The following is a 25,245-nucleotide window of genomic DNA, read 5'->3' as shown; positions in this document are numbered from 1 at the left end:
CGGGCGGGGGCGGGCCTACTCCCCGTCGCCGCGCAGGCCGGCCAGGACCTCGTCCAGCTCGTCCGGCTTGACCAGCACGTCGCGGGCCTTGGAGCCCTCCGACGGCCCGACCACACCCCGGGTCTCCATCAGGTCCATCAGCCGGCCCGCCTTGGCGAAGCCGACCCGCAGCTTGCGTTGCAGCATCGACGTCGAGCCGAACTGCGAGGTGACCACCAGCTCGACGGCCTGCACCAGCAGGTCCAGGTCGTCGCCGATCTCCTCGTCGACCTTCTTCTTGGTGTCCTGCGCCGGGGCGAGCACGTCCGGGCGGAACTCCGGCTCGCGCTGGTCCTTGCAGAACTTCACCACGTCGGCGATCTCGCGCTCGGTGACCCAGGCGCCCTGGATCCGGATCGGCTTCGACGCGCCCATCGGCAGGAAGAGGCCGTCGCCCCGGCCGAGCAGCTTCTCCGCCCCCGGCTGGTCCAGGATGACCCGCGAGTCGGCCAGCGACGAGGTGGCGAACGCCAACCGGGACGGCACGTTGGCCTTGATCAGGCCGGTGACCACGTCGACCGAGGGGCGCTGGGTGGCCAGCACCAGGTGGATGCCGGCGGCGCGGGCGAGCTGGGTGATCCGGACGACCGAGTCCTCCACGTCGCGGGGCGCGACCATCATCAGGTCGGCCAGCTCGTCGACGATCACCAGCAGGTACGGGTACGGGCGCATCTCCCGCTCGCTGCCCGGCGGGGCGGTGATCTCCCCGGTGCGCACCTTGCGGTTGAAGTCGTCGATGTGCCGGACCCCGTTGGCGGCGAGGTCGTCGTAGCGCATGTCCATCTCGCGGACGACCCACTCCAGCGAGTCGGCCGCCTTCTTCGCGTTGGTCACGATCGGGGTGACCAGGTGCGGGATGCCCTCGTACCCGGTCATCTCCACGCGCTTCGGGTCGATGAGCAGCAGCCGCACCTCGTCCGGGGTGGCCCGGGTGAGGATGGAGACCAGCAACGTATTGAGGCATGACGATTTGCCGGCCCCGGTGGCCCCCGCGATCAAAATGTGAGGCATCTTCGCGAGGTTGGCCACCACGAAGCCGCCCTCGATGTCCTTGCCGAGGGCGACCACCATCGGGTGGTGGTCGCTGGTGGCCACCCGGGAGCGCAGCACGTCGCCGAGCGCCACGTTCTCCGGGTCGGTGTTGGGGATCTCCACGCCGACCGCGCTCTTGCCCGGGATCGGGCTGAGGATCCGCACGTCGGGGGACTTCACCGCGTACGCGATGTTGCGGGAGAGCTGGGTGATCCGCTCGACCTTGACGCCCGGCCCGAGCTCGACCTCGTACCGGGTCACGGTCGGGCCCCGGGTGAAGCCGGTGACCTCGGCGTCGACGCCGAACTGGTCGAAGACCCCGGTCAGCGCCGCGATGATCTCGTCGTTGGCCTTGCTGCGGGTCTTCGGCGCCGGCCCGCCGCTGAGCAGGTCGGCCGGCGGGAGCGTGTAGTCGCCGGAGAGGCCGCTGAGCGCGAGCTGCTCGGCCCGGGTGGGCGCGGGCGAGTGCTCCGGCGGGTCGATCGGCTTGCGGGTGGCGGGCACCTTCGCCGGTGGCTTGCGGGGCAGCACCACCGTCTCCTGCAGGTCCACCCCCTCGTACCCCTCGTCGAAGTCGTCCGGGTCCGGCAGCGGGGGCGCGGCGCGCTTGGCCGGGCGGCGGCGGGCCGGCTTCTTCTCCACCACCTCCACGACCTCGACCTCCTCGACCAGCGGCGGCGGGGCGGCCACCGCCCCGGCGAGCAGCCCGAGTCGCTCGGGGATCTTGTTGATCGGGGTGGCGGTGACCACCAGCAGGCCGAAGACCAGCAGTAGGAGCAGCAGCGGCACGGCCACCCAGGCGGTGACGGCGGTCTCCAGCAGGTTCCCGACGCCGGCGCCGATCAGGCCGCCGGCGTAGTCGCGCTGGACCGAGTCGACCGGATTCTGGCCGATGTGCAGCATCGCCGCCGTGGCGACCAGCATGGACACCCAGCCGACCAGCCCCCGGCCCCGGTGTTCCGGGTCGGCGGGCGTGCGCATCAGCCGCCACGCGCCGATCCCCAGCAGCGCCGGGACGACGATCGAGATGGCCCCGAGGAAGAGCCGGACGGTGTCGGCGAGGCGCAGCCCCACCGGCCCGGCGCCCGAGAACCAGATCGCCACCGCGCTGAGCAGGGCCAGGCCGAGCAGCAGCAGGCCGGCGCCGTCGCGGCGGTGCTCCGGATCGAGGTCGCGGGCGGAGGCGGCCTGCCGGCCCGCGGCCCGCACCGTCCAGCCGACGCCGCTGGCCACCCCCAGCCAGACCGCGCCGATCGCCCGGCCCACGGAGACGCCGCGGGTGGGACGGGTGGTGGTGCGCCGCCGGGGAGCGGCCTTGGTGGTCTTCTTCGCCGGCTGACGGGCACGACTGTTCGTGGTGCCGCGCGGCGACGCGCCGCGTCGCCGGCTCGCCTGAGAGGTACGGCCCGCCATAGAGTCACCGTAACGGCGCGACCCGGCGGATCCCCGCTTTTCCGGGTCGTGTCCGCGCGTCGCAGCGCGGACGACGCCCCCCGTTGTGTTATTCGCCTCAGAAGGGATGCCGGATGGCGGCGCCGCAGACCGAGGACGAACCGGACGGTCCGCTGGCCGGGTCGCCCCGGGCGCTGCGGCCGCTGACCGGCGAGCGGATCGCCGCCGTGCTGACCACCCGGGGGTACGCCGTCGCGCGCGATCCGCAGGGCCGGCTGCTCGGCCGCTGGGACGACAGTCTCATCTGGTTCCTGCGGATGGGCGCGGCCGGCGAGATCCTCCAGGTGCGCACCGTCGCCGCGCCGACCTTCCCCATCGAGTACGTGCCGACCCTGCATGCCTTCTGCAACGCCTGGAACCACGACCGGTACTGGCCCAAGGCGTTCGTGCACGTCGACGACGACGGCCAGGCCCTGGTCTGCGGCGAGGTGATCACCGACCTGGAGCGCGGGGTCACCCCGCACCAGCTCGACCAGCTCCTCGACTGCGGCATCTCCACCGGCTGCCAGCTCGCCGCCGCCGTCGGTCAACTGCCGGGCGCGGTGCGGCCGTGACCGGGCCGCCGCGGCCGCCGCGCCGCTGGGACGCCCGGCTCGCGAGCCGGTGGGAGACCCGGGTCGCGGGGCGCTCCCGCCCGCCCGGCGGCGGCAGCGAAGGCCCGGCCGAGGCGCTGGCCGCCGCGCGGGACCTGCCCGACTCGGCGGCCCGCCTCGCCGAGCTGGAACGGATCGCCTCCGCCGCCGAGGCCGCCGGCGACCTGCGTACCGGCCTCGACGCCCGGTTCGCGCTGATCGACGCGCACCTGCGCCAGGGTGAGCGGTGGCGGCTCTTCGAGCCGGTCCGGCGCTGCCGGGAGCTCCTCGACGCCGTCGGCGAGCCGACCGGCGAGCGGGCAATCGCGCTGCGCCGCTACCAGCGCTTCGCGGTGGAGGCGGTCTTCGCCACCCCGCGCGTCGGGTTGGACCAGGCCCGCGCGGCCCTGGACGACCTGGCCCGCGCGGCGCCGCAGGACCGGGCCCGGGCGGCCCTGGACGAACCGACCCGCGCGGAGCCGGACGAAGCGGCCGGCGACGCCGGGGCGTCGGGCGACCCGAGCGACCTGGTGGCCGAGCTGCGGTGCCGGCTCGCCGACCACCTCGGCGACGAGCCGGCGGCCCGCCGCTGGTACGACCGCTGGCGCACCGCCCCACCCGACCCGGCCGCCGGCTGTCCCGGCTGCGCCCCGTCCCGCCGCGCCGAACTGCTGGCCGGCTGGGGCGACTGGGCTGCGGCGCTGGCCGAGCTGCATCCCTACCTCGGCGACCACCTCGGCCACCGGCCGCCCGGCCGCGACGACGAGCCGGGCGGGGTCGACGCCGCGCAGGACGGCCGGGCGTACTGCACCGACCAGCCCGAGCGGGCGCTGACCGACGCGCTGCTGCCGCTGCTGCGCGCGGGCGAGCCGGAGCGGGCCGCCCGCGCGCACGTCGAGGCGTACCGGCGGCATCGGCGCGAGCGGGCGGCCTTTCCGCACCTCGCCGCGCACCTGCGGTTCTGCGCGCTGGGCGGGCACCTGGAGCGGGGCCTGGACATCCTCGCCGAGCAACTGCCCCGGCTCGACCAGCCGGCCGACGACCTGGCGACGATGGAGTTCGCCGCCGCCGGCGCGCTGCTCTGCGTCCTCGCCACCGAGGCGGGGCTGGGCGACCGCCGGATGCCCGCGCCGAGCGGCGACGGGGCCGACGACGGCGTCGACGTGGCCCGGCTGGGTGGGTTGCTGGCCGAGCTGGCGACCGGGCTGGCCGGCAGCTTCGACGCCCGCAACGGCACCGGCCACCAGTCCGGCCGGATCGCCGCCCGGCTGGCCGAACGGCCGGTCGCCGGCCCGGTCCCGCTGCCTGCAGTCGAGGCGGAACCCGACGACGATCCGACCGCCGATTCCGGCACCCGGCCGACCGGGGACGGGGCGGCCGGTGACGGGGGGAACGTGGACGAGCCGGCCGAGGACGAGCCGGGGGCGCTGACCGTCGACATGGTCACCGCAGCCCTGGACCGGCGCGGAGACACCTGGGCGATGCGCGGCGGCGCGGTGGTCGGGCGGTGGGGCCCGGCGCTGATCGAGTTCCGGCACGCCGGGGAGCGGGGCGAGATCCTGCACGTCCGGGTGCTGGCCGTCCGTCGCCTCCCGACGAACCGGCGGGCCGAGGCGTACGAGTTCTGCAACGCCTGGAACCACGACCGGCTACAGCCGAAGGCGTACGCCCACGACGACGGCGACGGCGAATTGGTGCTGGCCGGCGACCTGACCACCGACCTGGCCCACGGGGTGGCCCCGACGCAGCTCGACGTGCTGGTCACGGCGGCGGTGACCACCGGCGTGGGGTACGCGGAGGCGGTCGCCGCCCTACCCTGACCCGCGCCGCGCTCCCCGCTGCGTGCCGCGCTCGGCCGGCCCGGTGGGCCGGTGGACGCCGACGCCGGCCGCCCTCGTGGGGCTGGCCGGCGTCGGGCGAGGCGGGAACGGGGTGCGGGGCGTCAGACCTCGACGACCGTCGGCACGATCATCGGCCGGCGGCGATACTTGTCGTTGACCCAGCGGCCGACGGTGCGCCGGACGATCTGCTGGAGCTGGTGCGGGTCGGTGATGCCGTCCGCGGCGGCCCGGTTCAGCGCCTCGGTGACCAGCGGCACGACCGGGTTGAACGCCTCCGGGTCCTCCGAGAAGCCCTTCGCCGACAGGGTCGGCCCGCCGACCACCTTGCCGGTCACCGAGTCGACGACGACGGTGGTGGCGATGAAGCCGCCGTCGCCGAGGATCCGCCGCTCGGTGAGCAGGGACTCGCTGACGTCGCCGACTGCCAGGCCGTCGACGTAGACGTACCGGCTCTTCACGTGGCCGACCACGCTGGCCCGGCCCTCGACCAGGTCGACCACGTCGCCGTCCTCGCAGAGCACCACCCGGTCCGGGGCGACCCCGGACTCGATGCCGAGCCGGGCGTGCGCCCGCAGGTGCCGCCACTCGCCGTGCACCGGCATCAGGTTGCTGGGGCGGGTGACGTTGAGCAGGTAGAGCAGCTCACCGGCGGGGGCGTGGCCGGAGACGTGCACCTTCGCCACGTCCTTGTGCACCACCATCGCGCCGGCACGGGCCAACCGGTTGATCACCCGGTAGACGGAGGTCTCGTTGCCGGGCACCAGCGACGAGGCCAGCACCACCGTGTCGCCGGGGGCGATGGTGATGTGCCGGTGGTCACCGCTGGCCATCCGGCCCAGGGCGCTCATCGGCTCGCCCTGCGAGCCGGTGGACATGAGCAGGATCTGCTCGGGCGGCAGCGCGGTGGCCTCCTCGATGCTGATCACCAGGCCGGCCGGGATGTTGAGCAGGCCGAGGTCCCGGGCGATGCCCATGTTGCGGACCATCGACCGGCCGATCAGCGCGACCTTGCGGCCGTGCTCGGCGGCGGAGTCGAAGACCTGCTGCACCCGGTGCACGTGCGAGGCGAACGAGGCGACGATGATCCGCCCGGTCGCCTTGGCGAAGATCGAGTCGAGCACCGGCCCGATCTCCCGCTCCGGGGTGACGAAGCCGGGGATCTCCGCGTTGGTGGAGTCCGACAGCAGCAGGTCGACGCCCTCCGCGCCGAGCCGGGCGAACCCGGCCAGGTCGGTGATCCGGCCGTCCAGCGGAAGCTGGTCCATCTTGAAGTCGCCGGTGTGCAGCACCAGGCCGGCCGGCGTGCGGATGGCCACCGCCAGGGCGTCCGGGATCGAGTGGTTGACGGCGAAGAACTCGCACTCGAACGGGCCGAGCCGCTCCCGGCCGCCCTCCCGCACCGTCAGCGTGTACGGCTGGATTCGCCGCTCGGCCAGCTTCGCCTCGACCAGGGCCAAAGTGAACTGGGAGCCGACGAGCGGGATGTCCGGCTTGTGGGCGAGCAGGTACGGCACCGCGCCGATGTGGTCCTCGTGACCGTGGGTGAGCACGATCGCCTGCACGTCGGCCAGCCGGTCCAGGATCGGCCCGAAGTCGGGCAGGATCAGGTCCACGCCCGGCTGCTCGACGTCGGGGAAGAGCACCCCGCAGTCGACGATCAGCAACTTGCCGTCGAACTCGAAGACGGTCATGTTCCGACCGATGGCACCGAGCCCGCCCAGCGGAATGATCCGCAGGCCGCCCTCCGGCAGTGGTGGGGGAAGCTCCGCCTCGTTGTGCGCCTCGGTCACGCGTCCACCTCGTTCTGCGACGCCGTCACCGGGCGTCCGTCGTGTCGTTCGTTCATCAGGGGAGCTCCAGACCCGCCGCCGCGCAGTCCGCGCGCAGCTGGGCGATCTCGTCGTCGGTGGCATCGACCAGGGGGGCCCGCACCGGGCCGGCCGGCAGCCCCTTGGCTGCCAGGCCCGCCTTGACCAGGATGGTGCCCTGGGCACGGAAGATGCCGGTGAACAGGGGCAGCAGCCGCCGGTGCAGCGCCAACGCGGTGGTGGTGTCGCCCGCGTCGTACGCCTCGATCATCCGCTTGGTCAGCACGCCGGTGAAGTGGGTCGAGGTGCCGACCACGCCGACGCACCCGACCGCCAGGGCGGGCAGGGTGAGCGAGTCGTCACCGCTGTAGTACGCCAGGTCGGTGCGACTGGTCACCCACGAGGTGGCGGTGAGGTCGCCCTTGGCGTCCTTGACCGCGACGATGCGGCCGTGCTCGGCGAGCGCCACCAGGGTCTCGGTGGCGATCGGCACACCGGAGCGGTGCGGGATGTCGTAGAGCATGATCGGCAGCCCGGTGGCGTCCGCGACCGCGGTGAAGTGCCCGAGCAGCCCGCTCTGCGGCGGCTTGCTGTAGTACGGCGTCACCACGAGCAGGCCGTGCGCGCCGGCCTTCTCGGCCGCCATGGCCAGCTCGATGGTGTGCCGGGTGTCGTTGGTGCCGACCCCGGCGACCACCCTGGCCCGGTCGCCGACCGCCTCCGCCACGGCCCGGATCAGACGCTCCTTCTCCGCGTCGGTGGTGGTGGGCGACTCGCCGGTGGTGCCGTTGAGCACGAGTGCGTCGTTGCCCTGCTCGTCGACGAGGTGGTTCGCGAGCCGTACGGCGCCGTCGAGATCGAGGGTGCCGTCGGAGGTGAACGGGGTCACCATGGCCGTGAGCAGTCGACCGAACGGACGGGACACCGCCCGCTCGGCGGCAACAAGGTGGTCGTGCGTCATGTTCATAACCTAGCGGACGACCATCGGAGGCCCGCCGGGGAAGGGTTCAGGTCTCACTCCCCGTGCGGACTCGACGCCACCTCGGTGCCGTCTGGCAGGGTGGAGATGACGAAGTCGGCGAAGACGTTCGGGGCGACCCCCTGCAACTGGCGCAGGCAGGCCACCGCCAGCTCGCGGATCTCCACGTCGGCGTGCTCGGTGGCCCGCATCGCGATGAAGTGCCGCCAGGCCCGGTAGTTGCCGGTGACCACGATCCGGGTCTCGGTGGCGTTGGGCAGCACCGCGCGGGCCGCCTGCCGGGCCTGCTTGCGGCGCAGCGTCGGGTTCGGCTCGTCGGCGAAGCGCTCCTCGAGCCCCTCCAGCAGCTCCGTGTACGCCCGCACGCTGGCCTCGGCCGCCTCGACGAACTTCTTGTGCAGCTCCGGGTCGTCGGCGATGACCGTGGGCTCGACCATGGCCGCGTCGCGCTCCGGGACGTACCGCTGGGAGAGCTGCGAGTACGAGAAGTGCCGGTGCCGGATCAGCTCGTGGGTGAAGGAGCGGGACACCCCGGTGAAGTAGAACGTCACACTCCCGTGCTCCAGCACCGACAGGTGCCCGACCTCCAGGATGTGCGCCAGGTAACCGGCGTTCGTGGCGGTCGCCGGGTTCGGCTTGGACCAGCTCTGGTAGCAGGCCCGCCCGGCGAACTCGGCGAGCGCCTGGCCCCCCTCGGCGTCGGTCGACCACGGCACGTCGTCCGGCGCCTGAAACTGCGTCCACGCGATCAGCTTGGCCTGGGGCTGCACCATCTCCGGCATTCCTTGGACTGTAGTGGCCACCCACCTGGGCAGCGGTCCAGGGGTGTCGGACCAGCGGTGCGACCCGACCACGCTCCCCCGGATGCTCAGCCCCGCAGGCACGTCCCTCGGCACGCCCCGGCATGCCGGCCCGGGGATGCCGGCCCGGGGATGCCGACCCGAGGGCGGCGGCCGGAGGGTGCGGGGCTGGGCCCTTTGGAGCTGAGTCGTTCACGTCATCACCGGAAGCCGACGGCTCCACCGGGGCGGCTCCCCGGGTCGAAGCTGCGCCGCCCAGTGGGCCGCCCCGACCGACCGGCCAGATCGGGGCCGTGCGAGTGTCGACGACGGGCCCCACCCGTCCCCGATGCCGGCACCGCCGGCGACCTACGCACTCGTAATGCGTATGTCGACGCTCGGCCCCGCCGCGAAGCCCACTCCACGTCAAGATCCGAGCATCTTCAGGGAAAATGCTGCCTGGGCGCGGATCGAGGCAGCATCTTCAGGGAAAATGCTCGGATCTTGACCGCGCAAGGCACGGCGGACCGGCCGGTGGGTGCGACGGTGGTGGCGTGCGTAGCGTCTTTGTCTTTCCGGCCCTGGAGTTGGCCGCGGTCGTTGCCCTGCTCGATCGGCTGTCGCCCGGCCAGCGACATCCGTGGCTGCTGGACGGGTGCCTGTACGGGGAGCTGACCAGCGAGGACGACGGCCTGTACCTGGACTGGGAGCCGGCGGCCGTGCTCGGGCTGAGCCGGGCTTGCCGTCGGCGACCCGGTTGGGCGCTTCGGGTCGACGTCTCGGGCCGCGTCGACGGGACGGCGGAGGTTCGCCGACTGACGTTGGCGCTGCTCGCGCAGGGCGGCATCGCGATGGACGACTACTCGGACCATCCCTGGACGGCGGCCGAGATCGCCGACGACGTGGCGGTGGACGGCCTACGCTTCTTCGACTTCCGGGCCTACCACGAGCGGACCAGGCACCTCGGGTAGGCGGAACGCCCGACCGGGGTCAGACGTAGAGCGAGGTGAAGGGGACCCAGGGGAGGTTGCGGGCGACCGAGAAGACCGCCCAGAGGGCCAGCAACCCGCCGATCATCTTCGAGCTGGGCTGCGGCATCGGCAGCTTCCAGCCGAACGCCTGCTTCCCGGCCCAGGCCACGAAGAAGTATGTCAGGAAGGGCACCACGAAGACGAAGAGGAAGTGGTGCCGGGCGGCGGCCGGCAGGTCGCCGTGCAGCAGGTACCACAGCGCGCGGGTGCCGCCGCAGCCCGGACAGTCCAGCCCGGTGGTGAGCTTCAGCAGGCAGCTCGGCGCGGCGTCCGGCGCGGCCCGGGTCGGGTCGCTGAGCAGCGCGTACGTCATTCCGAGGCCGACGCAGCCGAGCGCGGCCAGCGGCACCGCCCAGCGTGGGGCCCGCGCGTGCAGCCGCAGCACGAAGCGGGTGAACCGATCCGGCTCGGGCACCGGGTAGGCCCCCGCCGGCCACTGCCCCGCCGGCCCTTGCCCCGCCGGCCACTGCCCCGCCGGCCCCTGCCCCGCCGGCAGCGCGTGCTGCGGGGGGTCGGCCAACGATGGGGCCTGCGGGTGCCCACCGGCCGGGCCGTCGACGCTCGTCACGCCGTTCACCGTACACCGGCCACGCTGCTCAGCGCGGCGGCCAGCGGGGCGGCGAGGTCACCGGCGACGGGCGGGGCGACCGCGCCCAGCCCGAGCCAGCCGGCCATCCGGTGCAGCTCGGCGGCGAGGGCGAGCGCCGTCTCCCCCGGGTCGGCGCCCGGCTCGACCCAGGCGGCCGGGACCAGCAGCACGCCCGCCTTCCGGTCGGCCTTCAGGTCGACCCGCGCGGTGAACCGCTCCCCCTGCAGGAACGGCAGCACGTAGTAGCCGTACACCCGCTGCGGTGCCGGCACGTAGATCTCGATGCGGTAGGTCAGGCCGAAGAGCCGCTCGGTGCGCCCGCGCTCCCAGATCAGCGGGTCGAACGGGCTGACCAGGGTGTCGCCGCGCACCCAGCGGGGTAGTCGGGCGGCGGCGTGCCGCCAGGCCGGCAACCGCCAGCCCCGCACGGTCACCGGGACCAGCACGCCGGCCTCGGCCAGCTCGGCGATGGCCTGCCGGGCGCCGGCCACCGGGAGGCGGAAGTAGTCGCGCAGCTCCGGCTCGGCGGCCACCCCGAGCGAGCGGGCGGCAAGGGCGACCAGCGTCCGGTACGCCTCGGCGTCCGTCGGCGTCGGCGCGGCCAGCACGGCCGCCGGCAGGACCCGCTCGGGCAGGTCGTAGCGGCGGGCGAAGGAGCTGGTGCGGTCGGCGGCGGTGACCTCGCCGGCCCAGAAGAGGAACTCCAGGGCCCGCTTCACGGCCGACCAGTTCCACCCCCAGTTGCCGGTCTCCCGGGGCGCGTCGTGCTCGATCTCGGCGGCGGTCAGCGGCCCCCGGGCGGCGACCTCGTCGCGCACCCAGGCGACCAGCCCCGGCTGCTCGGTGGCGATGCGGCGCATGCCGCCCCAGGCGTCGTCGCGCGCCCGCGCCATCCGCCAGCGCAGCGCCGGGTGCAGCCCGACCGGGACCAGCGACGCCTCGTGGCCCCAGTATTCGAACAGCTCCCGAGGCCGGCGATAGGCCGCCGTGTCGAGCAGCGAAGTCGGGTACGGCCCGAGCCGGCTGTAGAGCGGCAGGTAGTGCGCGCGTTGCAGCACGTTGACCGAGTCCATCTGGATCAGCCCGACCCGGTCGAGGACCCGGCGCAGGTGCCGGCGGGTGGGCGGGCCCGCCGGCGCAGGGTCGGCGAAGCCCTGGGCGGCCAGGGCCACCCGCCGGGCCTGGGCGAGCGAGAGCGATTCCGGTGCGACCATCGTCACGCACCCTAATCCAGCGGTACGACACCGGTGCGGCTCGCTGGACGCCGCGCCCGCCGGGGCATAGAACGGACCCATGCTGACCATCCGTCCGGAGCGACCGGACGACGCCGAGGCGGTCGCCCGGGTGCACGTGCACGGCTGGCAGGACGGCTACGCCGGATTCATGCCGCGGGAGGTGCTGAACCGGCTCAACGTGGCAGCCTGGGCGTCTCGCCGCCGGGACACCGGCACGGCCGACCCGGAGCACCCGTTCACCACGCTGCTGGCCGAACGCGACGGCGCGGTGATCGGCTTCACGACGTTCGGGCCGTACCGCGTCGAGCAGGACCGGGCCGACCTGGACCACAGCCTCGGCGAGGTGCTGGCCCTGTACGTCGAGAGGGCGTACTGGGGCGGCGGGACGAGCGGGCGGCTGCTGGCGGCGGCGCGGGAGGCGATGGCGGGGCGGGGCTGGACGGCGTACCGGCTCTGGGTGCTGCGGGACAACGGGCGGGCCCGCCGCTTCTACGAGCGGGCCGGGCTCTCACCCGACGGCGAGCGGAGCACCTATCGCGTGCCGTTGGCCGGTGGGGTGCCCCCGCTGGGGCTGGTCGAGCTGCGCTACGCCGGACGCCTCGACGGCTGACCCGGCGCGACCCGGCCCCCGCCCGTCCCGGCGGCGGTCGGCCCGGCGGCGGTCGGCGCGGTCACGGTCGGCCCGGCGGCGGTCGGTGCGGTCACGGTCGGCCCGGCGGCGGTCGGCCCCGAAGCGGGCGGCCCGGTCGCGGCGGGCGCGGCCCGGTGGCGGATCGGCAGGAAGAGCAGCAGGGCCAGGCTGATCCAGACGTAGGTGTTGCTGCCGAGGAAGCCGTCCAGGCCGGTGAAGTCCTTCTCCCAGGCCCAGACGATCCGGCTGATCAGCAAGCCGTACCCGATCGCGGTGGCGGCCAGCAGGGCGCGGCGGCGGCGGCTGCGGGCGGGCGCCGCCATGGCGGCGTCGACCAGCAGGATCAGCCCCGGCAGCAGCCAGACCAGGTGGTGCACCCAGGTCACGGGGCTGACCAGGCACATCAGCGCGCCCGTCAGGGCCAGGCCGGTGGCCTCGTCGCCGGCCGCCACGGCGGCCCGGCAGCGCCAGGCCCAGACCGCGAGGACGGCGAGCACCAACGCCACCCAGGCCAGGGTGGCGGGGTGCTCGGGGTTCAACCGGGCGACCACGCCGCGCAGCGACTGGTTGGAGACGAACGCCAGCTCGCCGACCCGGCCGGTGTTCCACAGCGCCGAGGTCCAGAACTCCCGGGACGCGTCGGGGAAGAGCGCGGCGGCGACCAGCGTGGCCCCGGCGGCGGTGCCGACGGCGGTCGCCGCCGCCCGCCACCGCCCGGTGACCAGCAGGTAGACGATGAAGACGCCGGGGGTCAGCTTGATCGCGGTGGCCAGGCCGATGCCCACCCCGGCCCAGCGGTTGCCGGCCGGCAGCAGCCGCAGCAGGTCCACCGCGACCAGGAAGAGCAGCAGCATGTTGACCTGGCCGAAGTTGACCGTCTCGCGCATCGGCTCGAACGCGGCGGCCAGGCAGAGCGCCACGGCGAGGGCGTACCAGCGGGTCCAGCCGGCGCGGCGGGCGATCGGGTCGACCAGCCACCAGATCACCACCGCACTGGCCAGCACGGAGCCGGCGACGCTCAGCACGATGGCCGCCGTCCAGGACAGGGCGGTCATCGGCAGCATGGTCAGGGCGGCGAACGGCGGGTAGGTGAAGCCGTACTGGGTGCCGGGCTTGAGGAAGTCGTAGATCTCCCCGCCGTCGTGCACCCAGAAGTTCAGCGCGCCGTAGTAGACCTTCAGGTCGAAGAAGCCGTGCCGCACGGCCGCGACCGACAGGAACAGGGCCACCGCGACGGCGAGCCCGACCACCGCGACGACCTGCCCGGTCGTCCGTCCGGCGCCGCTGGCCACCCTCGCCACCCTCGTCTCCCCCACCCTGCGTAGGCTCACGTCCCATGGCTCTCGGGTACGTCCGCCCGGCGCGTCCCGAAGACGCCGGCGAGATCGCACGAATCCAGCTCGCGACCTGGCGGGTCGCCTATCGCCGGATCCTGCCCCGGCACGTGCTCGACAACCTGGACGAGGAGTATCTCGCCCGGCGGTGGAGCGCGGCGGTGCAGGAGCCGCCCTCGGGCGCGCACCGGGTGCTCGTCGCCGTCGAACAGGCCGAGCAATCGTATCTGGTGGGCTTTGTCGCCTCCGGTCCCCCCGACGCGGAGTCCCTCGCCCCGAACGAGCCGGCCGAGGCGCTCGGCGACGACGTGGTGGCGGTGACGGACCTGCTGGTCGAGCCGCGCTGGGGTCGGCGCGGGCACGGCAGCCGGCTGCTGGCCGCGAGCGTGGACCTGTGGCGCGAAGACGGCTTCGCCCGCGCCGTGGCGTGGACGTTCGACGCCGACGCGGCGACCCGCAAGTTCCTCACCACCGCCGGTTGGGAGCCCGACGGGGCGGCCCGCGCCCTCGACGTGGACGACATGCTGGTCAACCAGCTCCGCCTGCACGTCGCCCTCCCCACCGACCAGCCCGGCTGATCAGCCGGACGTGGCGGGGCCGGTCAGTTCGGCGACCAGCTCGTCGTCCTCCCGCTCGCCCGTCGGGGTGAAGCCCAGGCGCGGGTAGAGGGCGGCGGCGGCCCGGTTCTCCGGGTGGTACGACAGCCGGACGGCCACGCAGCCGGGCTGGGCGCGCAGCCAGTCGGCCAGGGTGGTCACCGCGGCGGCGCCCACGCCCCGCCCCTGCTCGGCGGCGTCGACCATCATCCCGCCGATCCAGCGCGAGCCGTCGTCGTCCACCGCCCACATCAGGTGCCCGACGACGGTCTCGTCGGCGTACACCGCCAGCGAGGTCCAGGTGCCGCCGCGCGCGCTGAGCAGCAGGTAGCGGGCCGCCATCGGAAAGACCCAGGCCCGCTGGTCGTCGCGGGGCACCACGTCGGCGACGGCCCGCCAGTTGTCGTCGTCGACCGGGCGCAGGCTGATCCGCCGCCCGGCCCGGTCCCGGAGACTGGAGTTGATCATGCAGCGAGCCTAGCCCCGCCCCGACCGGCCGGCGCGGAGATTTCCGCGCCGGCACACCCCGGCACACCGGGGCGATGCGGGCCGGCTCAGTCGAGCAGCGGGTCCAGGCCCAGGGTGAGGCCGGGCCGGTGGCGCACCGCGCGGACGGCCAGCAGCACGCCGGGCATGAACGACACCCGGTCGTACGAGTCGTGCCGGATGGTCAGCGTCTCGCCCAGCGTGCCGAGCAGCACCTCCTGGTGGGCCAGCAGGCCGGTGGCGCGCACCGCGTGCACGCGTACGCCGTCGATGTCGGCGCCCCGCGCGCCCGCGACCTCCTCGGCGGTGGCGTCCGGGACCGGGCCGAGGCCGGCCTCGGCGCGGGCCGCCGCGATTCGCCGGGCCGTGTGGGTGGCGGTGCCGCTGGGGGCGTCGAGCTTGCGCGGGTGATGCTGCTCGATGATCTCGACGGACTCGAAGTGCCGGGCGGCCCGCTCCGCGAACTGCATCATCAGCACCGCGCCGATGCCGAAGTTGGGGGCGATCACCACCCCGACACCGGGCTTGTCGGCCAGCCAGCCGCGCACCTGCGCGATGCGCTCCGCGGTGAAGCCGGTGGTGCCGACGACGGCGCTGATGCCCTGGTCGACGCACCAGCGCAGGTTCTCCATGACCGCGTCGGGGGTGGTGAAGTCGACGACGACCTCGGCCCCGGCGTCCGAGGCGGCGAAGAGGCCGTCGCCCTGGTCGACCATCGCCACCAGCTCCAGGTCGGCGGCGGCGTAGACCGCCTTGCACACCTCGATGCCCATCCGGCCCCGGGCACCCAGCACGCCGACCCGGATCGGCTCCTGCGGGCCCTTCTCCTGCTCGTCAGTCACGGGGCACAACGTATCCCAATCGCTTACGCCACCGAGGGACGGCACGGCCCCGTCCCACGACGGGACGCGGGCGCGGGCGCGGGGTGATCAACTGCGTTTGCGGCACATCGCGGGTTCCCTCGGCTCGGAGACCGCAAGATCCCGCATGTTGCGCTGCGCGCGCCGAGGCGGGCGACGCCGGGCGGGCAATGCCCCCGCCGGTCAGGCGGAGAAGTCGTGCTTGCCGAACGGGCCGACGACCGCGAGGGACATCGGCCGGGTGAGCAGCTCGGCGGCGAGGGCGTTCACGTCGTCGCGGGTCACCGCGTCGACCCGGGCCAGCAGCTCGTCGACGGGCATCAGGTCGCCGTAGAGCAGCTCCCCCTTGGCCAGTCGGCTCATCCGGGAGCCGGTGTCCTCCAGGCCGAGCACGAACGAGCCCTTGCTCATCCCCTTGCCCCGGGCCACCTCGGCCTCGGTGACGCCGTCGGCGGCCACCCGGCGCAGCTCGGCGCGGGTCAGCTCCAGCACCTCGTCGACCTTGCCGGGGGCGCAGCCGGCGTAGACGGCGAAGAGGCCGCTGTCGGCGTACTGGCTGGCGTAGGAGTAGACCGAGTACGCCAGGCCGCGCCGCTCGCGGATCTCCTGGAACAACCGGCTGGACATGCCGCCGCCGAGGATGTTGTTGAGCACCCCGAGGGCGAAGCGCCGCTCGTCGGTGCGGTCGAAGCCGGGGCAGCCGAGGATGACGTGCGCCTGCTCGGTCTCCTTCGGCTCGACCAGGGTGCTGGCCGGCTGGACCGGCACCGTCGGGGTGGCGGGGCGGTGCGGGCCCGGCGCGGCCGGCTCGGTGTCCAGCGGGCTGCCGGCCAGCGCCTGACGGACCAGCTTGACCACGGCGGAGTGGTCGAGGTTGCCGGCGGCGGCGATGACGATCTGCGGCGGGGTGTAGCGGCTGCGGTAGAAGCCCTGGATCTGCCGGCGGGTCATCGGGGTGACCGTCTCCTCGGTGCCGGAGATCAGCCGGCCGAGGGGGTGGTCGCCGTAGACGGCGCGGGCGAAGATGTCGTGCACCTCGTCGCCGGGCTCGTCGTCGTGCATGGCGATCTCTTCGAGGATGACGCCGCGCTCGGTCTCCACGTCGTCCGGCTCCAGCAGCGAGTCGGCGACCGCGTCGCACATGACGTCGATGGCCAGGGGCAGGTCCTCGTCCAGCACCCGGGCGTAGTAGCAGGTGTATTCCTTGGTGGTGAAGGCGTTGGTCTCGCCGCCCACCGCCTCGATCTCGGCGGAGATGTCCATCGCGGTGCGCTTGTGGGTGCCCTTGAAGAGCAGGTGCTCCAGGAAGTGCGCCGCGCCCGCCTGCGGGCCCGTCTCGTCCCGGGAGCCGACCGCGACCCAGATGCCGAACGAGACGCTGCGCATCGCCGGGATCGCCTCGGTGAGCACGCGCAGACCGCTGGGCAGCACGGTACGGCGTACCGTGCCGCCCAGCGGGTCGTCACTGAGCGTGCGGGTGACCGCCCGCGCGGGCCCGCCGTCCCGGCCGGGCTGACCGCCGGCGGCGTGCCGGACGGCCCCGGGCCGGGCCACCCCCCGTCGATCCGCAGGAAAAGACGCGCGCTGGGCCCGACTCACGGAAACCTGCTCTCAACTCGACGAGGGGTGGGTGGTGCGGTGTTACGTCAGCTGTGCCGGGTCCGGCGGCGCGGACGCTCGCCGCCCTCGCCACCCTCCGAGCCGCCCTCGCCACCGGCGGACGGGGCGCGCTCGCCGCCGCCCGGGCCACGACCGCCCCGGTCGCCGCCGCGCTCCCGGTCGCCCCGGTCACGCGGGCCCCGGTCGCCGCCCCGGCTGGCCGGACGCTCGCCGCCGGCGACCTCGCCGGTGGCGGCCGGCGCCTCGGTGCCCTCCGGACGGACCTTGTCCAGGTAGATCTTGCCGCGGGCGTCGATGTCCGCGATCTCGACCTCGACCCGGTCGCCGACGTTGAGGAAGTCCTCGACCCGCTCGACCCGCTTGCCGTCGCCCACCTTGGAGATGTGCAGCAGGCCGTCGCGGCCGGGCAGCAGCGAGATGAACGCGCCGAACGCGGCGGTCTTGACCACCGTGCCGAGGAACCGCTCGCCCGCCTTCGGCAGGGTCGGGTTGGCGATGCCGTTGATCCGGTCCACGGCGGCCTGGGCCGACGGCCCGTTGGTCGCGCCGACGTAGATGGTGCCGTCGTCCTCGATGCTGATCTCGGCGCCGGTCTCGTCCTGGATCGCGTTGATGGTCTGGCCCTTCGGGCCGATCACCATGCCGATCTTGTCCACCGGGATCTTGACGGTGGTGACGCGCGGGGCGTACTCCGACATCTCCGCCGGGGCCTCGATGGCCCGCTGCATCACGTCGAGGATCGTCTGCCGGGCCTCGTACGCCTGCTGCAGCGCGGCGGCCAGCACGTCCGACGGGATGCCGTTGAGCTTGGTGTCGAGCTGCAGCGCGGTGACGAACTCCCGCGTGCCGGCGACCTTGAAGTCCATGTCGCCGAACGCGTCCTCGGCGCCGAGGATGTCGGTCAGCGTCACGTACTCGGTCTTGCCCTCGACCTCGTCGGAGATCAGGCCCATGGCGATGCCGGCGACCGGCGCCTTCAGCGGCACACCGGCGCTGAGCAGGCCCAGCGTGGAGGCGCAGACCGAGCCCATCGAGGTGGAGCCGTTGGAGCCGAGCGCCTCGGAGACCTGCCGGATGGCGTAGGGGAACTCCTCGCGCGAGGGCAGCACCGGGATCAGGGCCCGCTCGGCGAGCGCGCCGTGGCCGATCTCGCGCCGCTTCGGCGAGCCGACCCGGCCGGTCTCACCGGTCGAGTACGGCGGGAAGTTGTAGTTGTGCATGTACCGCTTGCGGTTCTCCGGGGAGAGGGTGTCCACCATCTGCTCCATGCGCAGCATGTTCAGGGTGGTCACGCCCAGGATCTGGGTCTCGCCCCGCTCGAAGAGCGCCGAGCCGTGCACCCGGGGCAGCACGCCGACCTCGGCGGTCAGCGGGCGGATGTCGCGCGGGCCCCGGCCGTCCATCCGGACCTGCTCGCGCAGCACCCGGTTGCGGACCTCGGACTTGGTGAGCGAGCGGAAGGCGGCGGAGAGCTCCTTCTCGCGGCCCTCGAAGCGCCCGCCCAGCTCCTCGGCGACCTTGGCCTTGATCCGGTCCAGGGCCTCCTCGCGGTCGGCCTTGCCGCCGATGGTGATCGCCTCGGCGACCTCGGCGCGGACCAGCTCGGCGACGGCGTCGTACGCGTCGGCGGCGTAGTCCAGGAAGACCGGGAACTCGGTGACCGGCTTGGCGGCCACCTCGGCCAGCTCGCTCTGCGCGCGGCACAGCTCGCGGATGGCCGGCTTGGCGGCCTCCAGGCCGCTGGCGACGATCTCCTCGGTCGGGGCGGTGGCCCCGCCCGCGATCAGGGTCACGGCGTGCGGCGTCGCCTCGGCCTCGACCATCATGATCGCCACGTCGCCGTCGGCGAGGGTGCGACCGGCCACGACCATGTCGAAGGTGGCGCGGGCCAGCTCCTCCAGGGTCGGGAAGGCCACCCACTGGCCGTCGATGTGCGCGACCCGGGTCGCGCCGATCGGGCCGGAGAACGGCAGGCCGGAGAGCTTGGTCGACATCGACGCGGCGTTGATCGCGACCACGTCGTACGGGTGCTGCGGGTCGAGCGCGAGGATGGTCTCGACGACCTGGACCTCGTGGCGCAGGCCCTTGACGAACGACGGGCGCAGCGGCCGGTCGATCAGCCGGCAGGTGAGGATCGCGTCCTCGCTGGGGCGGCCCTCGCGGCGGAAGAACGAGCCGGGGATCCGGCCCGCGGCGTACATCCGCTCCTCGACGTCGACGGTCAGCGGGAAGAAGTCGAACTGCTCCTTCGGGTGCTTGCCGGCGGTCGTGGCGGAGAGCACGACCGTCTCGCCGAGCGTGGCGACGACGGAGCCGGCGGCCTGACGGGCCAGCCGGCCGGTGGAGAAGGTGATCTCACGGGTGCCGAAGGACCCGTTGTCGATCACGGCGGTGCGGGACTCGGTGCCGAGGTTGTGCTCGGTCATTTTGCGGTGGTGCTCCTTCGCATCGGGGGGCCCACGACGCGGGGAGCTGCTCAGCCGGCCGGTCTTCGATCGAAGCGCCCGGGGCGCCGGCGACTGCCGGGCTCCCGGGGGCCACTACCGGAGACCGGTACGCTGACCGGCTCCCTGTCGGGTGGTCGCGCGGCCCCTGTGGTTCTTCAGGTGCTGGACGCCGATCGGGGGAGCGACCCCATGGGCCGCTCCCCCGTCACGTCAGCGACGCAGGCCGAGCCGCTCGATGAGCGACCGGTAGCGGGCGATGTCCTTCTTGTGGACGTAGTTGAGCAGCCGACGGCGCCGGCCGACCAGCAGCAGCAGCCCACGGCGGCTGTGGTGGTCGTGCTTGTGCACCTTCAGGTGCTCGGTCAGCTCCGCGATCCGCTTGGTGAGGACCGCGACCTGGACCTCCGGCGAACCGGTGTCGCCCTCGGCGGTCGCGTACTCCGAGCGGATCTTGGCCTTGGCTTCCTGGTCGAGCGCCATGTTCTCCCTGTTTCGTGGGTCGTCTGGTGGTGTCCGTCGGATCGGTCAGGTGACCGGTAACGGACCGGTTCCTCGCACCCGCGGCGTCGTGCAGGCACGCGAGGCCCCACGTCGGTCAGCCGACGTCTACGCCAGACTACCAGCCTTCGCCGGAACCGCCCGGCAAGGGCGGTACGCACCGCCCGACGGCACCCGCCCCGGCCAGGGCCGCAGCCCACCCGACCCACCCGGCGACCCGGGCCGGCAGGCGGGCGGACTCAGCCCAGGGCGCGGCGGGTGCGCTCGACGTCCTCGTTCATCTGGGCGATCAGCGGCTCGACCGAGTCGTAGCGCACCTGGCCGCGCAGCCGGGTGACGAAGTCCAGCGCCAGCCGCTCGCCGTACAGGTCGCCGGAGAAGTCCAGCGCGTACGCCTCGACCCGCCGCTCCCGCCCGGAGAAGGTGGGGTTGGTGCCGACCGAGACCGCCGCGGCCAGCCGCTCCCGGTGCCCCCGGCGCACCAGCCAGGCGGCGTAGACGCCGTCGGCGGGCACCGCCGCGTGCCGGTGGCAGAGCAGGTTGGCGGTGGGAAAGCCCAGCTCCCGGCCGCGCTGGTCGCCCCGGACCACCACCCCCTCGACCCGGTGCGGGCGGCCCAGCGCGACGCCGGCCGCGGTGACGTCCCCGGCGTCGACGCAGGCGCGGATGTACGTGGAGGAGAAGACCGTGCTCGCCTCGGCGACCAGCGACGCGCCCTCGACGGAGAAGCCGAAGGCCCGGCCGAGCCGCTCCAGCAGCGCCACGTCGCCGGCGGCCTTGTGCCCGAAGCGGAAGTTCTCCCCCACCACGACCAGCGCGGCGTGCAGGTGCTCGACCAGGATGTCGTGCACGAACGCCTCGGCCGGCAGGCGGGAGAAGGCCGGCGTGAACGGCACCACGCAGAGCGCGTCGACGCCGAGCGCCTCGATCAGCTCGGCCTTGCGGGCCGGCTCGGTGAGCACCGCCGGGTGGGAACCGGGGCGGACCACCTCGGCCGGGTGCGGGTCGAAGGTCACCACCACCGACTGCACGCCCAGCTGGCGGGCGCGGGCCACGGCATGCCCGATGGTCGCCTGGTGCCCCTTGTGCACCCCGTCGAAGACGCCGATGGTGACGACCGAACGGCCCCAGCCGCCGGGTGCCGCCTCGTACCCCCGCCACCGCTGCATGACGCTCCTCCCCTGCCCCTTCCGACTTCCCGCGCCGACCGTCGGCGGGTGCCCCGCTGCCCGGCCGGCGGCGGACGCTGCCCGCCCGTGCCGTCAGGCCGGGGCGAGCACGATCTCCGCGCGGGCCCGGCCGTCCCGCTCGCTGACGATAGCGATCAGGCCGCCGTCGGGGCCGAAGACGGCGTACGGCCCGGCGAGGCCGGCCGGTTCCAGCGGGCCGCCGTGGGAGAGCACCTTCGCCTCGTCGGCGTCGGCGGTGCGGCGTGGGAAGAACCGGGCGGCGGCGGCGTCGAGCGGCAGGTTGACCACCTCGGGCGCGCGCTGCTCCAGCTCGTCGAGGGTCGCCGCCTCGGCCAGCGCGAAGCCTCCGACCGCCGTGCGGCGCAGCGCGGTCAGGTGCCCGCCGACGCCCAGCGCGGCGCCCGCGTCCCGGGCCAACGCCCGGATGTACGTCCCGGAGGAGCAGGTCACGTCGATGTCCACGTCCACCACGTCGGGGGTGTCCCGGCGGATGGCCAGCACGTCGAGGCGGCCGACGGTGACCCGGCGGGCGGGCAGCTCGACGCTCTCGCCGTCGCGTACCCGCTTGTAGGCCCGCTGGCCGTCGATCTTGATGGCGCTCACCGCGCTCGGCACCTGGTCGATCTCGCCGGTCAGGGCCGCGAACGCCGAGCGGACCGCGGCGTCGGTGACCGTCCCGGCCGCGGTGGTGGCGATCACGTCACCCTCGGCGTCGTCGGTGACGGTGGCCTGGCCCAGCCGGACGGTGGCCGCGTAGCTCTTGCCCGCGCCGATGACGTACGTCAGCAGGCGGGTGGCCCGGCCGACCCCGATCACCAACACCCCGGTGGCCATCGGGTCGAGGGTGCCGCCGTGGCCGACCCGGCGGGTCCGGGCCAGCCGGCGGATCCGCGCCACCACGTCGTGCGACGTCATGCCGCCGGGCTTGTCGACCACGATCAGACCGTCTGCGCTCACGACCGCCAAGCCTGCCAGACGCGGCCGAGGGCCGGTCGACCGGTCGCCCACACCCCGCCGGAGGCAACCCGGAGACCCCCTTCGCGCCGCTGGACCGCGCCGCTCAGCGGACCGCGCCGCTCAGCGGACCGCGCCGCTCAGCGGACCGCGCCGCTCAGCGAACCGCGCCGCTCAGCGGACCGCGCCGACCACCGCCCAGCCGCCGGAGCGCAGTCGCAGCAGCAGGGCGGCCAGCCGCAGCAGCACGAACAGGGTCAGCCCGGCCCAGATCCCGCCGAGGCCCAGGTCGAACGCGTACGCCAGCCAGATCGCCGGCAGGAAGCCGCCGAACGCCGCGACCAGGGTGAGGTTGCGCAGGTAGCGCACGTCCCCGGCACCGATCAGCACCCCGTCGAGGGCGAACACCACGCCGCCGATCGGCTGCAACGCCACCAGCCAGGGCCAGGCGACCATGGCCTGCTGGCGGACCTGCTCGTCGGGGCTGAACAGCCCCGGCACGACGCCGGCCCCGGCGGCGATGACCACCGCGAACGCCACCCCGCATCCGGCGCCGAGCAGCGCGACCCGGCGGGCCAGGGCCCGCGCGGCGGCGGCGTCGCCGGCCCCGAGCGCCGCGCCGATCAGCGCCTGCGCGGCGATCGCCAGCGCGTCGAGCACCAGGGCGGTGAAGAACCACAGTTGTACGGCGATCTGGTGCGCCCCGACCGCCGCCGCGCCGAAGCGGGCGGCGACGGCGGTGGCGGAGAGGAAGCTGGCCTGGAAGGCGACGCCCCGCACCAGCAGGTCCCGGCTGAGCACGAGTTGCTGGCGGATCACCCGGGGGCGGGGGCGCAGCGACACCCGCTCGTTGGCCAGGGCGGCGGCGAAGAGCGCGCCGGAGAGGGTCTGCGCCGTCACGTTCGCCACCGCCGAGCCGGTCAGCCCCCACCCCAGCGGGTAGACCAGCAGCGGGCAGAGCAGCGCCGAGAGCAGGTTGGGGCCGAGCACGAACCACAGCGGGCGGCGGGTGTCCTGCACGCCGCGCAGCCAGCCGTTGCCGGCGGCGGCCAGCAGCAGCCCGGGCGCGCCGAGCACGGCGACGCGCAGCCACCGCTCGGCCGCCTCGGCCACCTCCCCGGCCCCGGCGAGGGCGTCGGTCAGCGGGCCGGCGCCGAGCTGCATGCCGAGCGCGGCCAGCACCCCGACGCCGAACGCCAGCCAGGACGCCTGCACCCCCTCGGCCACGGCGGCGGCCCGGTCGCCGGAGCCGAAGCGGCGGGCCGCCCGCCCGGTGATCCCGTACGCCAGCACGCTGCCCAGCCAGGCGATCAGGGTCATCACGGTGCCGGCGACCGCCAGCGCGGCCAGCGGCAGCCGGCCGAGGTGCCCGACCACGACGGTGTCGACCAGGACGTAGAGCGGCTCGGCGGCGAGCACCACGAGGGCGGGCAGGGCCAGCGCGGCGATCCGCCTCGGCGTGGCGACGGCAGACGGCGGGGCGAGGGCGGGCTGACTCATCACCGCCGATCCTGACACGGCCAGGGTAAGGACCGCAACAAGGCCGGTCGCTTACCAGTCGCCGGCCCGGCCCGCGGCGACCTCAGGTCGCTTCGGGTGGCAGGCGGGCCAGCCAGCGGCGGAGCTGGGCGCGGCTGCGGAGCCGGACCACCGGCAGCTCCGGGGCGTGCGCGGCCACCGCCGCGAAGACCCGGGGGCGAGCCTGCCGGGGATAGCGCCAGACGTAGCGCAGGAACGGCAGGTCGAGGCGTTCGGGGCAGTCGGGGGGCAGGTCCGGGCGGCCGGCGGCCCGCCGCTCCCAGCGGCGGCGCACCACCCGGGCGAGGCAGAGCGGCCAGGGCAGGTCCAGCACCACGAGCAGCTCCGCGCGGGGCAGCCGCAGATCGAGGCTGCCACCGTAGTTGCCGTCCATCACCCAGGCGGGCCCGGCGGCGAGGGCGGCGACGGTGGCCCGCCAACGGTCGTGGTCGGGGGCGACCCAGCCGGGCTGCCAGTAGTGCCGGTCGAGGTGGATCACCGGCAGGTCGAGTCGCCGGGCGACCTGGCGGGCCAGCGTGCTCTTGCCGGCGCCGGAACTGCCGACGATCAGGATGCGACGCACCGCGCCGACCCTAGCCGGGGCGGCCGGGGGCACGAAGTCGATTCCGGGGCAAGGCGATCACGGCCGGGACGGCCGGCCCAGCGGGTGGACGGTGACGCCGACTGCGTGGGGCATCGGCATCACCGCCGGCCGGGCTGGGTCACTGGCGGGTGTCCATCGACGTCTGGAGCGCCCGGCGGGCCTGCTCGCGGGCGTCGTCGGCGGTCTCGGGCTTGGGCGTGTTCGGCATGGGTCGGTCCTTCCAGGGGGCGGGCCGCGCTGGCGTGGCGGCCCGGGGGCCGGTCGTGCGGACACCCGACTGGCGACCCGGGGTTGCCGGAGCGGCCGGTCTGGGCGTGAGCCCGGGTCGGTCGGACCCTGGGAGGAGGAGACACCGGGTGTGGCGTCGCCACCGCCGACCGACACCGCGAGAACACGGTGTCGATCGATTCCCAAGCTATCGTTCAGGTCCACATAGTGCGCGCTCTTCCCGTCATCTGGACATGCCGCAGCGCCGGACGGGCGGGCGGGACGGGACGGCCCTCAGCGGGCGGGGTGGGACGGCTCTCAGCGGGCCAGGAAGTGCCAGCCGAGCCACCACCAGAAACCGAACAGGCCGATCCGGCCGACGGGCACCGGGCCGACCTCGTAGCGCATCACGTAGGCGCAGACGTCCGCCAGCGACGGAATCCGGGAGCCGGGGCGGCGGGCGGCCCACTCGACGGCGGCGAAGAGCGCCAGGGCCAGCGTGAAGCCGGCGATGGCCAGGACCCGCATCATCGCCGCACCAGCCCCCAGAACGCGGCGAGCCAGGCGAACCAGGCCGCCGAGCGGGCCAACTCCGCCTCCAGCAGCGGATCGGCCAGCCGGGAGAAGGTGGGGAAATCGTCGCCGGCATGCATGACGAAGGTCGCCCCCTCCAGCACGCCGAACACCGCGACCGGGAGCACCCACCACACCACGCCCGCGCCGAGCCTGCGGGGCACCGCCCGGCGGGGCACCCGATTGCCCAGCCCCAGCCAGATCAACGCGCCGCCGGTGCCGAGGGTGTAGAGGTTCGCCGAGGTGGAGAAGGAGGGCAACTGCCCGCCGACGAGGGAGAGGCAGACGAGCACCGGAACGGATACCACGGGACGGTCCCAGGCCCGGGACTCGCTGACGGTGAGGTCGCTCGGCTGGTCCATCCCGTGAT

General features: G+C 74.3%; 23 protein-coding genes. 5 read left to right on the top strand and 18 right to left on the bottom strand.

Going from position 1 to position 25,245, the window contains the following annotated elements; genetic code table 11:
- Positions 1 to 15 precede the first annotated feature (15 nt).
- Positions 16 to 2,484: a DNA translocase FtsK 4TM domain-containing protein gene (locus ACLQ2V_RS10365; protein WP_425718171.1), complete on the bottom strand. Its 2,469-nt coding sequence runs from the start codon at positions 2,482 to 2,484 to the stop codon at positions 16 to 18.
- Between the two features lie 113 nt (positions 2,485 to 2,597).
- On the opposite strand from ACLQ2V_RS10365, the gene ACLQ2V_RS10360 reads away from it, so the two are divergent.
- Complete coding sequence (locus ACLQ2V_RS10360) at positions 2,598 to 3,077, top strand: YbjN domain-containing protein (RefSeq protein WP_425718170.1); 480 nt, start codon at positions 2,598 to 2,600, stop codon at positions 3,075 to 3,077.
- A 116-nt stretch (positions 3,078 to 3,193) separates the two neighbouring features.
- The gene (locus tag ACLQ2V_RS10355) at positions 3,194 to 4,915 is read left to right on the top strand and encodes a YbjN domain-containing protein (RefSeq protein ID WP_425718337.1); all 1,722 of its coding nucleotides are present in this window, start codon (positions 3,194 to 3,196) and stop codon (positions 4,913 to 4,915) included.
- A gap of 122 nt (positions 4,916 to 5,037) precedes the next feature.
- On the opposite strand, the gene ACLQ2V_RS10350 is transcribed toward ACLQ2V_RS10355, so the two are convergent.
- Genes ACLQ2V_RS10350 through thyX form a run of 3 tightly spaced genes read right to left on the bottom strand, consistent with a single transcriptional unit; the run spans position 5,038 to position 8,496 of the window.
- Positions 5,038 to 6,726 carry a ribonuclease J gene (locus ACLQ2V_RS10350; RefSeq protein WP_425718169.1) on the bottom strand — a complete coding sequence of 563 codons (1,689 nt, stop codon included), beginning with the start codon at positions 6,724 to 6,726 and terminating at the stop codon, positions 5,038 to 5,040.
- A 55-nt stretch (positions 6,727 to 6,781) separates the two neighbouring features.
- On the bottom strand, positions 6,782 to 7,705 hold the full coding sequence (gene dapA, locus ACLQ2V_RS10345; RefSeq protein ID WP_425718168.1) for a 4-hydroxy-tetrahydrodipicolinate synthase: 924 nt from the start codon (positions 7,703 to 7,705) through the stop codon (positions 6,782 to 6,784).
- Positions 7,706 to 7,758: 53 nt separating this feature from the next.
- A complete protein-coding gene (gene thyX, locus ACLQ2V_RS10340) occupies positions 7,759 to 8,496 on the bottom strand; it encodes an FAD-dependent thymidylate synthase (protein ID WP_425718336.1) in 738 nt (245 codons plus the stop codon).
- A gap of 560 nt (positions 8,497 to 9,056) precedes the next feature.
- On the opposite strand from thyX, the gene ACLQ2V_RS10335 reads away from it, so the two are divergent.
- Positions 9,057 to 9,473, top strand: a complete 417-nt coding sequence (locus ACLQ2V_RS10335; RefSeq protein ID WP_425718167.1) for a hypothetical protein — start codon at positions 9,057 to 9,059, stop codon at positions 9,471 to 9,473.
- Positions 9,474 to 9,492: 19 nt separating this feature from the next.
- Here the strand turns inward: ACLQ2V_RS10335 and ACLQ2V_RS10330 are convergent, their stop codons facing one another.
- Together ACLQ2V_RS10330 and ACLQ2V_RS10325 are read right to left on the bottom strand one after the other, a co-directional pair.
- Positions 9,493 to 10,110 carry a DUF2752 domain-containing protein gene (locus tag ACLQ2V_RS10330; RefSeq protein WP_425718166.1) on the bottom strand — a complete coding sequence of 206 codons (618 nt, stop codon included), beginning with the start codon at positions 10,108 to 10,110 and terminating at the stop codon, positions 9,493 to 9,495.
- On the bottom strand, positions 10,107 to 11,336 hold the full coding sequence (locus ACLQ2V_RS10325; protein WP_425718165.1) for a winged helix-turn-helix domain-containing protein: 1,230 nt from the start codon (positions 11,334 to 11,336) through the stop codon (positions 10,107 to 10,109). Before ACLQ2V_RS10325 ends, ACLQ2V_RS10330 begins: the two co-directional genes overlap by 4 nt.
- A gap of 79 nt (positions 11,337 to 11,415) precedes the next feature.
- Between ACLQ2V_RS10325 and ACLQ2V_RS10320 the strand changes: the two genes are divergently transcribed.
- Complete coding sequence (locus tag ACLQ2V_RS10320; RefSeq protein WP_425718164.1) at positions 11,416 to 11,967, top strand: GNAT family N-acetyltransferase; 552 nt, start codon at positions 11,416 to 11,418, stop codon at positions 11,965 to 11,967.
- Here the strand turns inward: ACLQ2V_RS10320 and ACLQ2V_RS10315 are convergent.
- Positions 11,943 to 13,280 carry a glycosyltransferase family 87 protein gene (locus ACLQ2V_RS10315; RefSeq protein WP_425718335.1) on the bottom strand — a complete coding sequence of 446 codons (1,338 nt, stop codon included), beginning with the start codon at positions 13,278 to 13,280 and terminating at the stop codon, positions 11,943 to 11,945. The two genes, ACLQ2V_RS10320 and ACLQ2V_RS10315, sit on opposite strands and share 25 nt — an antisense overlap.
- A gap of 44 nt (positions 13,281 to 13,324) precedes the next feature.
- On the opposite strand from ACLQ2V_RS10315, the gene ACLQ2V_RS10310 reads away from it, so the two are divergent.
- On the top strand, positions 13,325 to 13,900 hold the full coding sequence (locus tag ACLQ2V_RS10310) for a GNAT family N-acetyltransferase (RefSeq protein ID WP_425718163.1): 576 nt from the start codon (positions 13,325 to 13,327) through the stop codon (positions 13,898 to 13,900).
- On the opposite strand, the gene ACLQ2V_RS10305 is transcribed toward ACLQ2V_RS10310, so the two are convergent.
- From ACLQ2V_RS10305 to ACLQ2V_RS10255, 11 genes are all read right to left on the bottom strand, one after another.
- Positions 13,901 to 14,386, bottom strand: coding sequence for a GNAT family N-acetyltransferase (locus tag ACLQ2V_RS10305; protein ID WP_425718162.1), 486 nt, complete (start codon positions 14,384 to 14,386; stop codon positions 13,901 to 13,903).
- Between the two features lie 86 nt (positions 14,387 to 14,472).
- Complete coding sequence (gene dapB, locus ACLQ2V_RS10300) at positions 14,473 to 15,246, bottom strand: 4-hydroxy-tetrahydrodipicolinate reductase (RefSeq protein ID WP_425718161.1); 774 nt, start codon at positions 15,244 to 15,246, stop codon at positions 14,473 to 14,475.
- Positions 15,247 to 15,447: 201 nt separating this feature from the next.
- Positions 15,448 to 16,818: a M16 family metallopeptidase gene (locus ACLQ2V_RS10295; protein ID WP_425718160.1), complete on the bottom strand. Its 1,371-nt coding sequence runs from the start codon at positions 16,816 to 16,818 to the stop codon at positions 15,448 to 15,450.
- Between the two features lie 92 nt (positions 16,819 to 16,910).
- Positions 16,911 to 19,310: a polyribonucleotide nucleotidyltransferase gene (locus ACLQ2V_RS10290; RefSeq protein ID WP_425718159.1), complete on the bottom strand. Its 2,400-nt coding sequence runs from the start codon at positions 19,308 to 19,310 to the stop codon at positions 16,911 to 16,913.
- Positions 19,311 to 19,541: 231 nt separating this feature from the next.
- Positions 19,542 to 19,811, bottom strand: a complete 270-nt coding sequence (gene rpsO / locus ACLQ2V_RS10285; RefSeq protein WP_425718158.1) for a 30S ribosomal protein S15 — start codon at positions 19,809 to 19,811, stop codon at positions 19,542 to 19,544.
- Between the two features lie 257 nt (positions 19,812 to 20,068).
- A complete protein-coding gene (locus ACLQ2V_RS10280; RefSeq protein ID WP_425718157.1) occupies positions 20,069 to 20,998 on the bottom strand; it encodes a bifunctional riboflavin kinase/FAD synthetase in 930 nt (309 codons plus the stop codon).
- 93 nt (positions 20,999 to 21,091) lie between these two features.
- On the bottom strand, positions 21,092 to 21,976 hold the full coding sequence (truB, locus tag ACLQ2V_RS10275) for a tRNA pseudouridine(55) synthase TruB (RefSeq protein WP_425718156.1): 885 nt from the start codon (positions 21,974 to 21,976) through the stop codon (positions 21,092 to 21,094).
- Between the two features lie 171 nt (positions 21,977 to 22,147).
- Positions 22,148 to 23,473 carry an MATE family efflux transporter gene (locus tag ACLQ2V_RS10270; protein ID WP_425718155.1) on the bottom strand — a complete coding sequence of 442 codons (1,326 nt, stop codon included), beginning with the start codon at positions 23,471 to 23,473 and terminating at the stop codon, positions 22,148 to 22,150.
- A gap of 82 nt (positions 23,474 to 23,555) precedes the next feature.
- Positions 23,556 to 24,074, bottom strand: a complete 519-nt coding sequence (locus tag ACLQ2V_RS10265) for an adenylate kinase (RefSeq protein ID WP_425718154.1) — start codon at positions 24,072 to 24,074, stop codon at positions 23,556 to 23,558.
- A 546-nt stretch (positions 24,075 to 24,620) separates the two neighbouring features.
- Positions 24,621 to 24,830, bottom strand: a complete 210-nt coding sequence (locus ACLQ2V_RS10260) for a DUF6186 family protein (protein ID WP_425718334.1) — start codon at positions 24,828 to 24,830, stop codon at positions 24,621 to 24,623.
- A complete protein-coding gene (locus tag ACLQ2V_RS10255; protein ID WP_425718153.1) occupies positions 24,830 to 25,237 on the bottom strand; it encodes a hypothetical protein in 408 nt (135 codons plus the stop codon). The genes ACLQ2V_RS10260 and ACLQ2V_RS10255 overlap by 1 nt, the downstream gene beginning before the upstream one ends.
- Positions 25,238 to 25,245 lie beyond the last annotated feature (8 nt).

The organism is Micromonospora sp. DT233 (assembly GCF_049841815.1).
Taxonomy (GTDB): Bacteria; Actinomycetota; Actinomycetes; order Mycobacteriales; family Micromonosporaceae; genus Micromonospora.
Note: the sequence above shows the minus strand (reverse complement) of the source record. Positions and strands in the feature narration are given on the sequence as shown.

Bases quoted from the DNA above. Each gene is read 5' to 3' on its own strand.
- ACLQ2V_RS10365 (WP_425718171.1), bottom strand. From the start codon at position 2,484: ATGGCGGGCCGTACCTCTCAGGCGAGCCGGCGACGCGGCGCGTCGCCG.
- ACLQ2V_RS10360 (WP_425718170.1), top strand. From the start codon at position 2,598: ATGGCGGCGCCGCAGACCGAGGACGAACCGGACGGTCCGCTGGCCGGG.
- dapA (WP_425718168.1), bottom strand. From the start codon at position 7,705: ATGACGCACGACCACCTTGTTGCCGCCGAGCGGGCGGTGTCCCGTCCG.
- thyX (WP_425718336.1), bottom strand. From the start codon at position 8,496: ATGGTGCAGCCCCAGGCCAAGCTGATCGCGTGGACGCAGTTTCAGGCG.
- ACLQ2V_RS10325 (WP_425718165.1), bottom strand. From the start codon at position 11,336: ATGGTCGCACCGGAATCGCTCTCGCTCGCCCAGGCCCGGCGGGTGGCC.
- ACLQ2V_RS10320 (WP_425718164.1), top strand. From the start codon at position 11,416: ATGCTGACCATCCGTCCGGAGCGACCGGACGACGCCGAGGCGGTCGCC.
- ACLQ2V_RS10310 (WP_425718163.1), top strand. From the start codon at position 13,325: ATGGCTCTCGGGTACGTCCGCCCGGCGCGTCCCGAAGACGCCGGCGAG.
- ACLQ2V_RS10305 (WP_425718162.1), bottom strand. From the start codon at position 14,386: ATGATCAACTCCAGTCTCCGGGACCGGGCCGGGCGGCGGATCAGCCTG.
- ACLQ2V_RS10290 (WP_425718159.1), bottom strand. From the start codon at position 19,310: ATGACCGAGCACAACCTCGGCACCGAGTCCCGCACCGCCGTGATCGAC.
- rpsO (WP_425718158.1), bottom strand. From the start codon at position 19,811: ATGGCGCTCGACCAGGAAGCCAAGGCCAAGATCCGCTCGGAGTACGCG.
- ACLQ2V_RS10280 (WP_425718157.1), bottom strand. From the start codon at position 20,998: ATGCAGCGGTGGCGGGGGTACGAGGCGGCACCCGGCGGCTGGGGCCGT.
- ACLQ2V_RS10270 (WP_425718155.1), bottom strand. From the start codon at position 23,473: ATGAGTCAGCCCGCCCTCGCCCCGCCGTCTGCCGTCGCCACGCCGAGG.
- ACLQ2V_RS10260 (WP_425718334.1), bottom strand. From the start codon at position 24,830: ATGCGGGTCCTGGCCATCGCCGGCTTCACGCTGGCCCTGGCGCTCTTC.
- ACLQ2V_RS10255 (WP_425718153.1), bottom strand. From the start codon at position 25,237: ATGGACCAGCCGAGCGACCTCACCGTCAGCGAGTCCCGGGCCTGGGAC.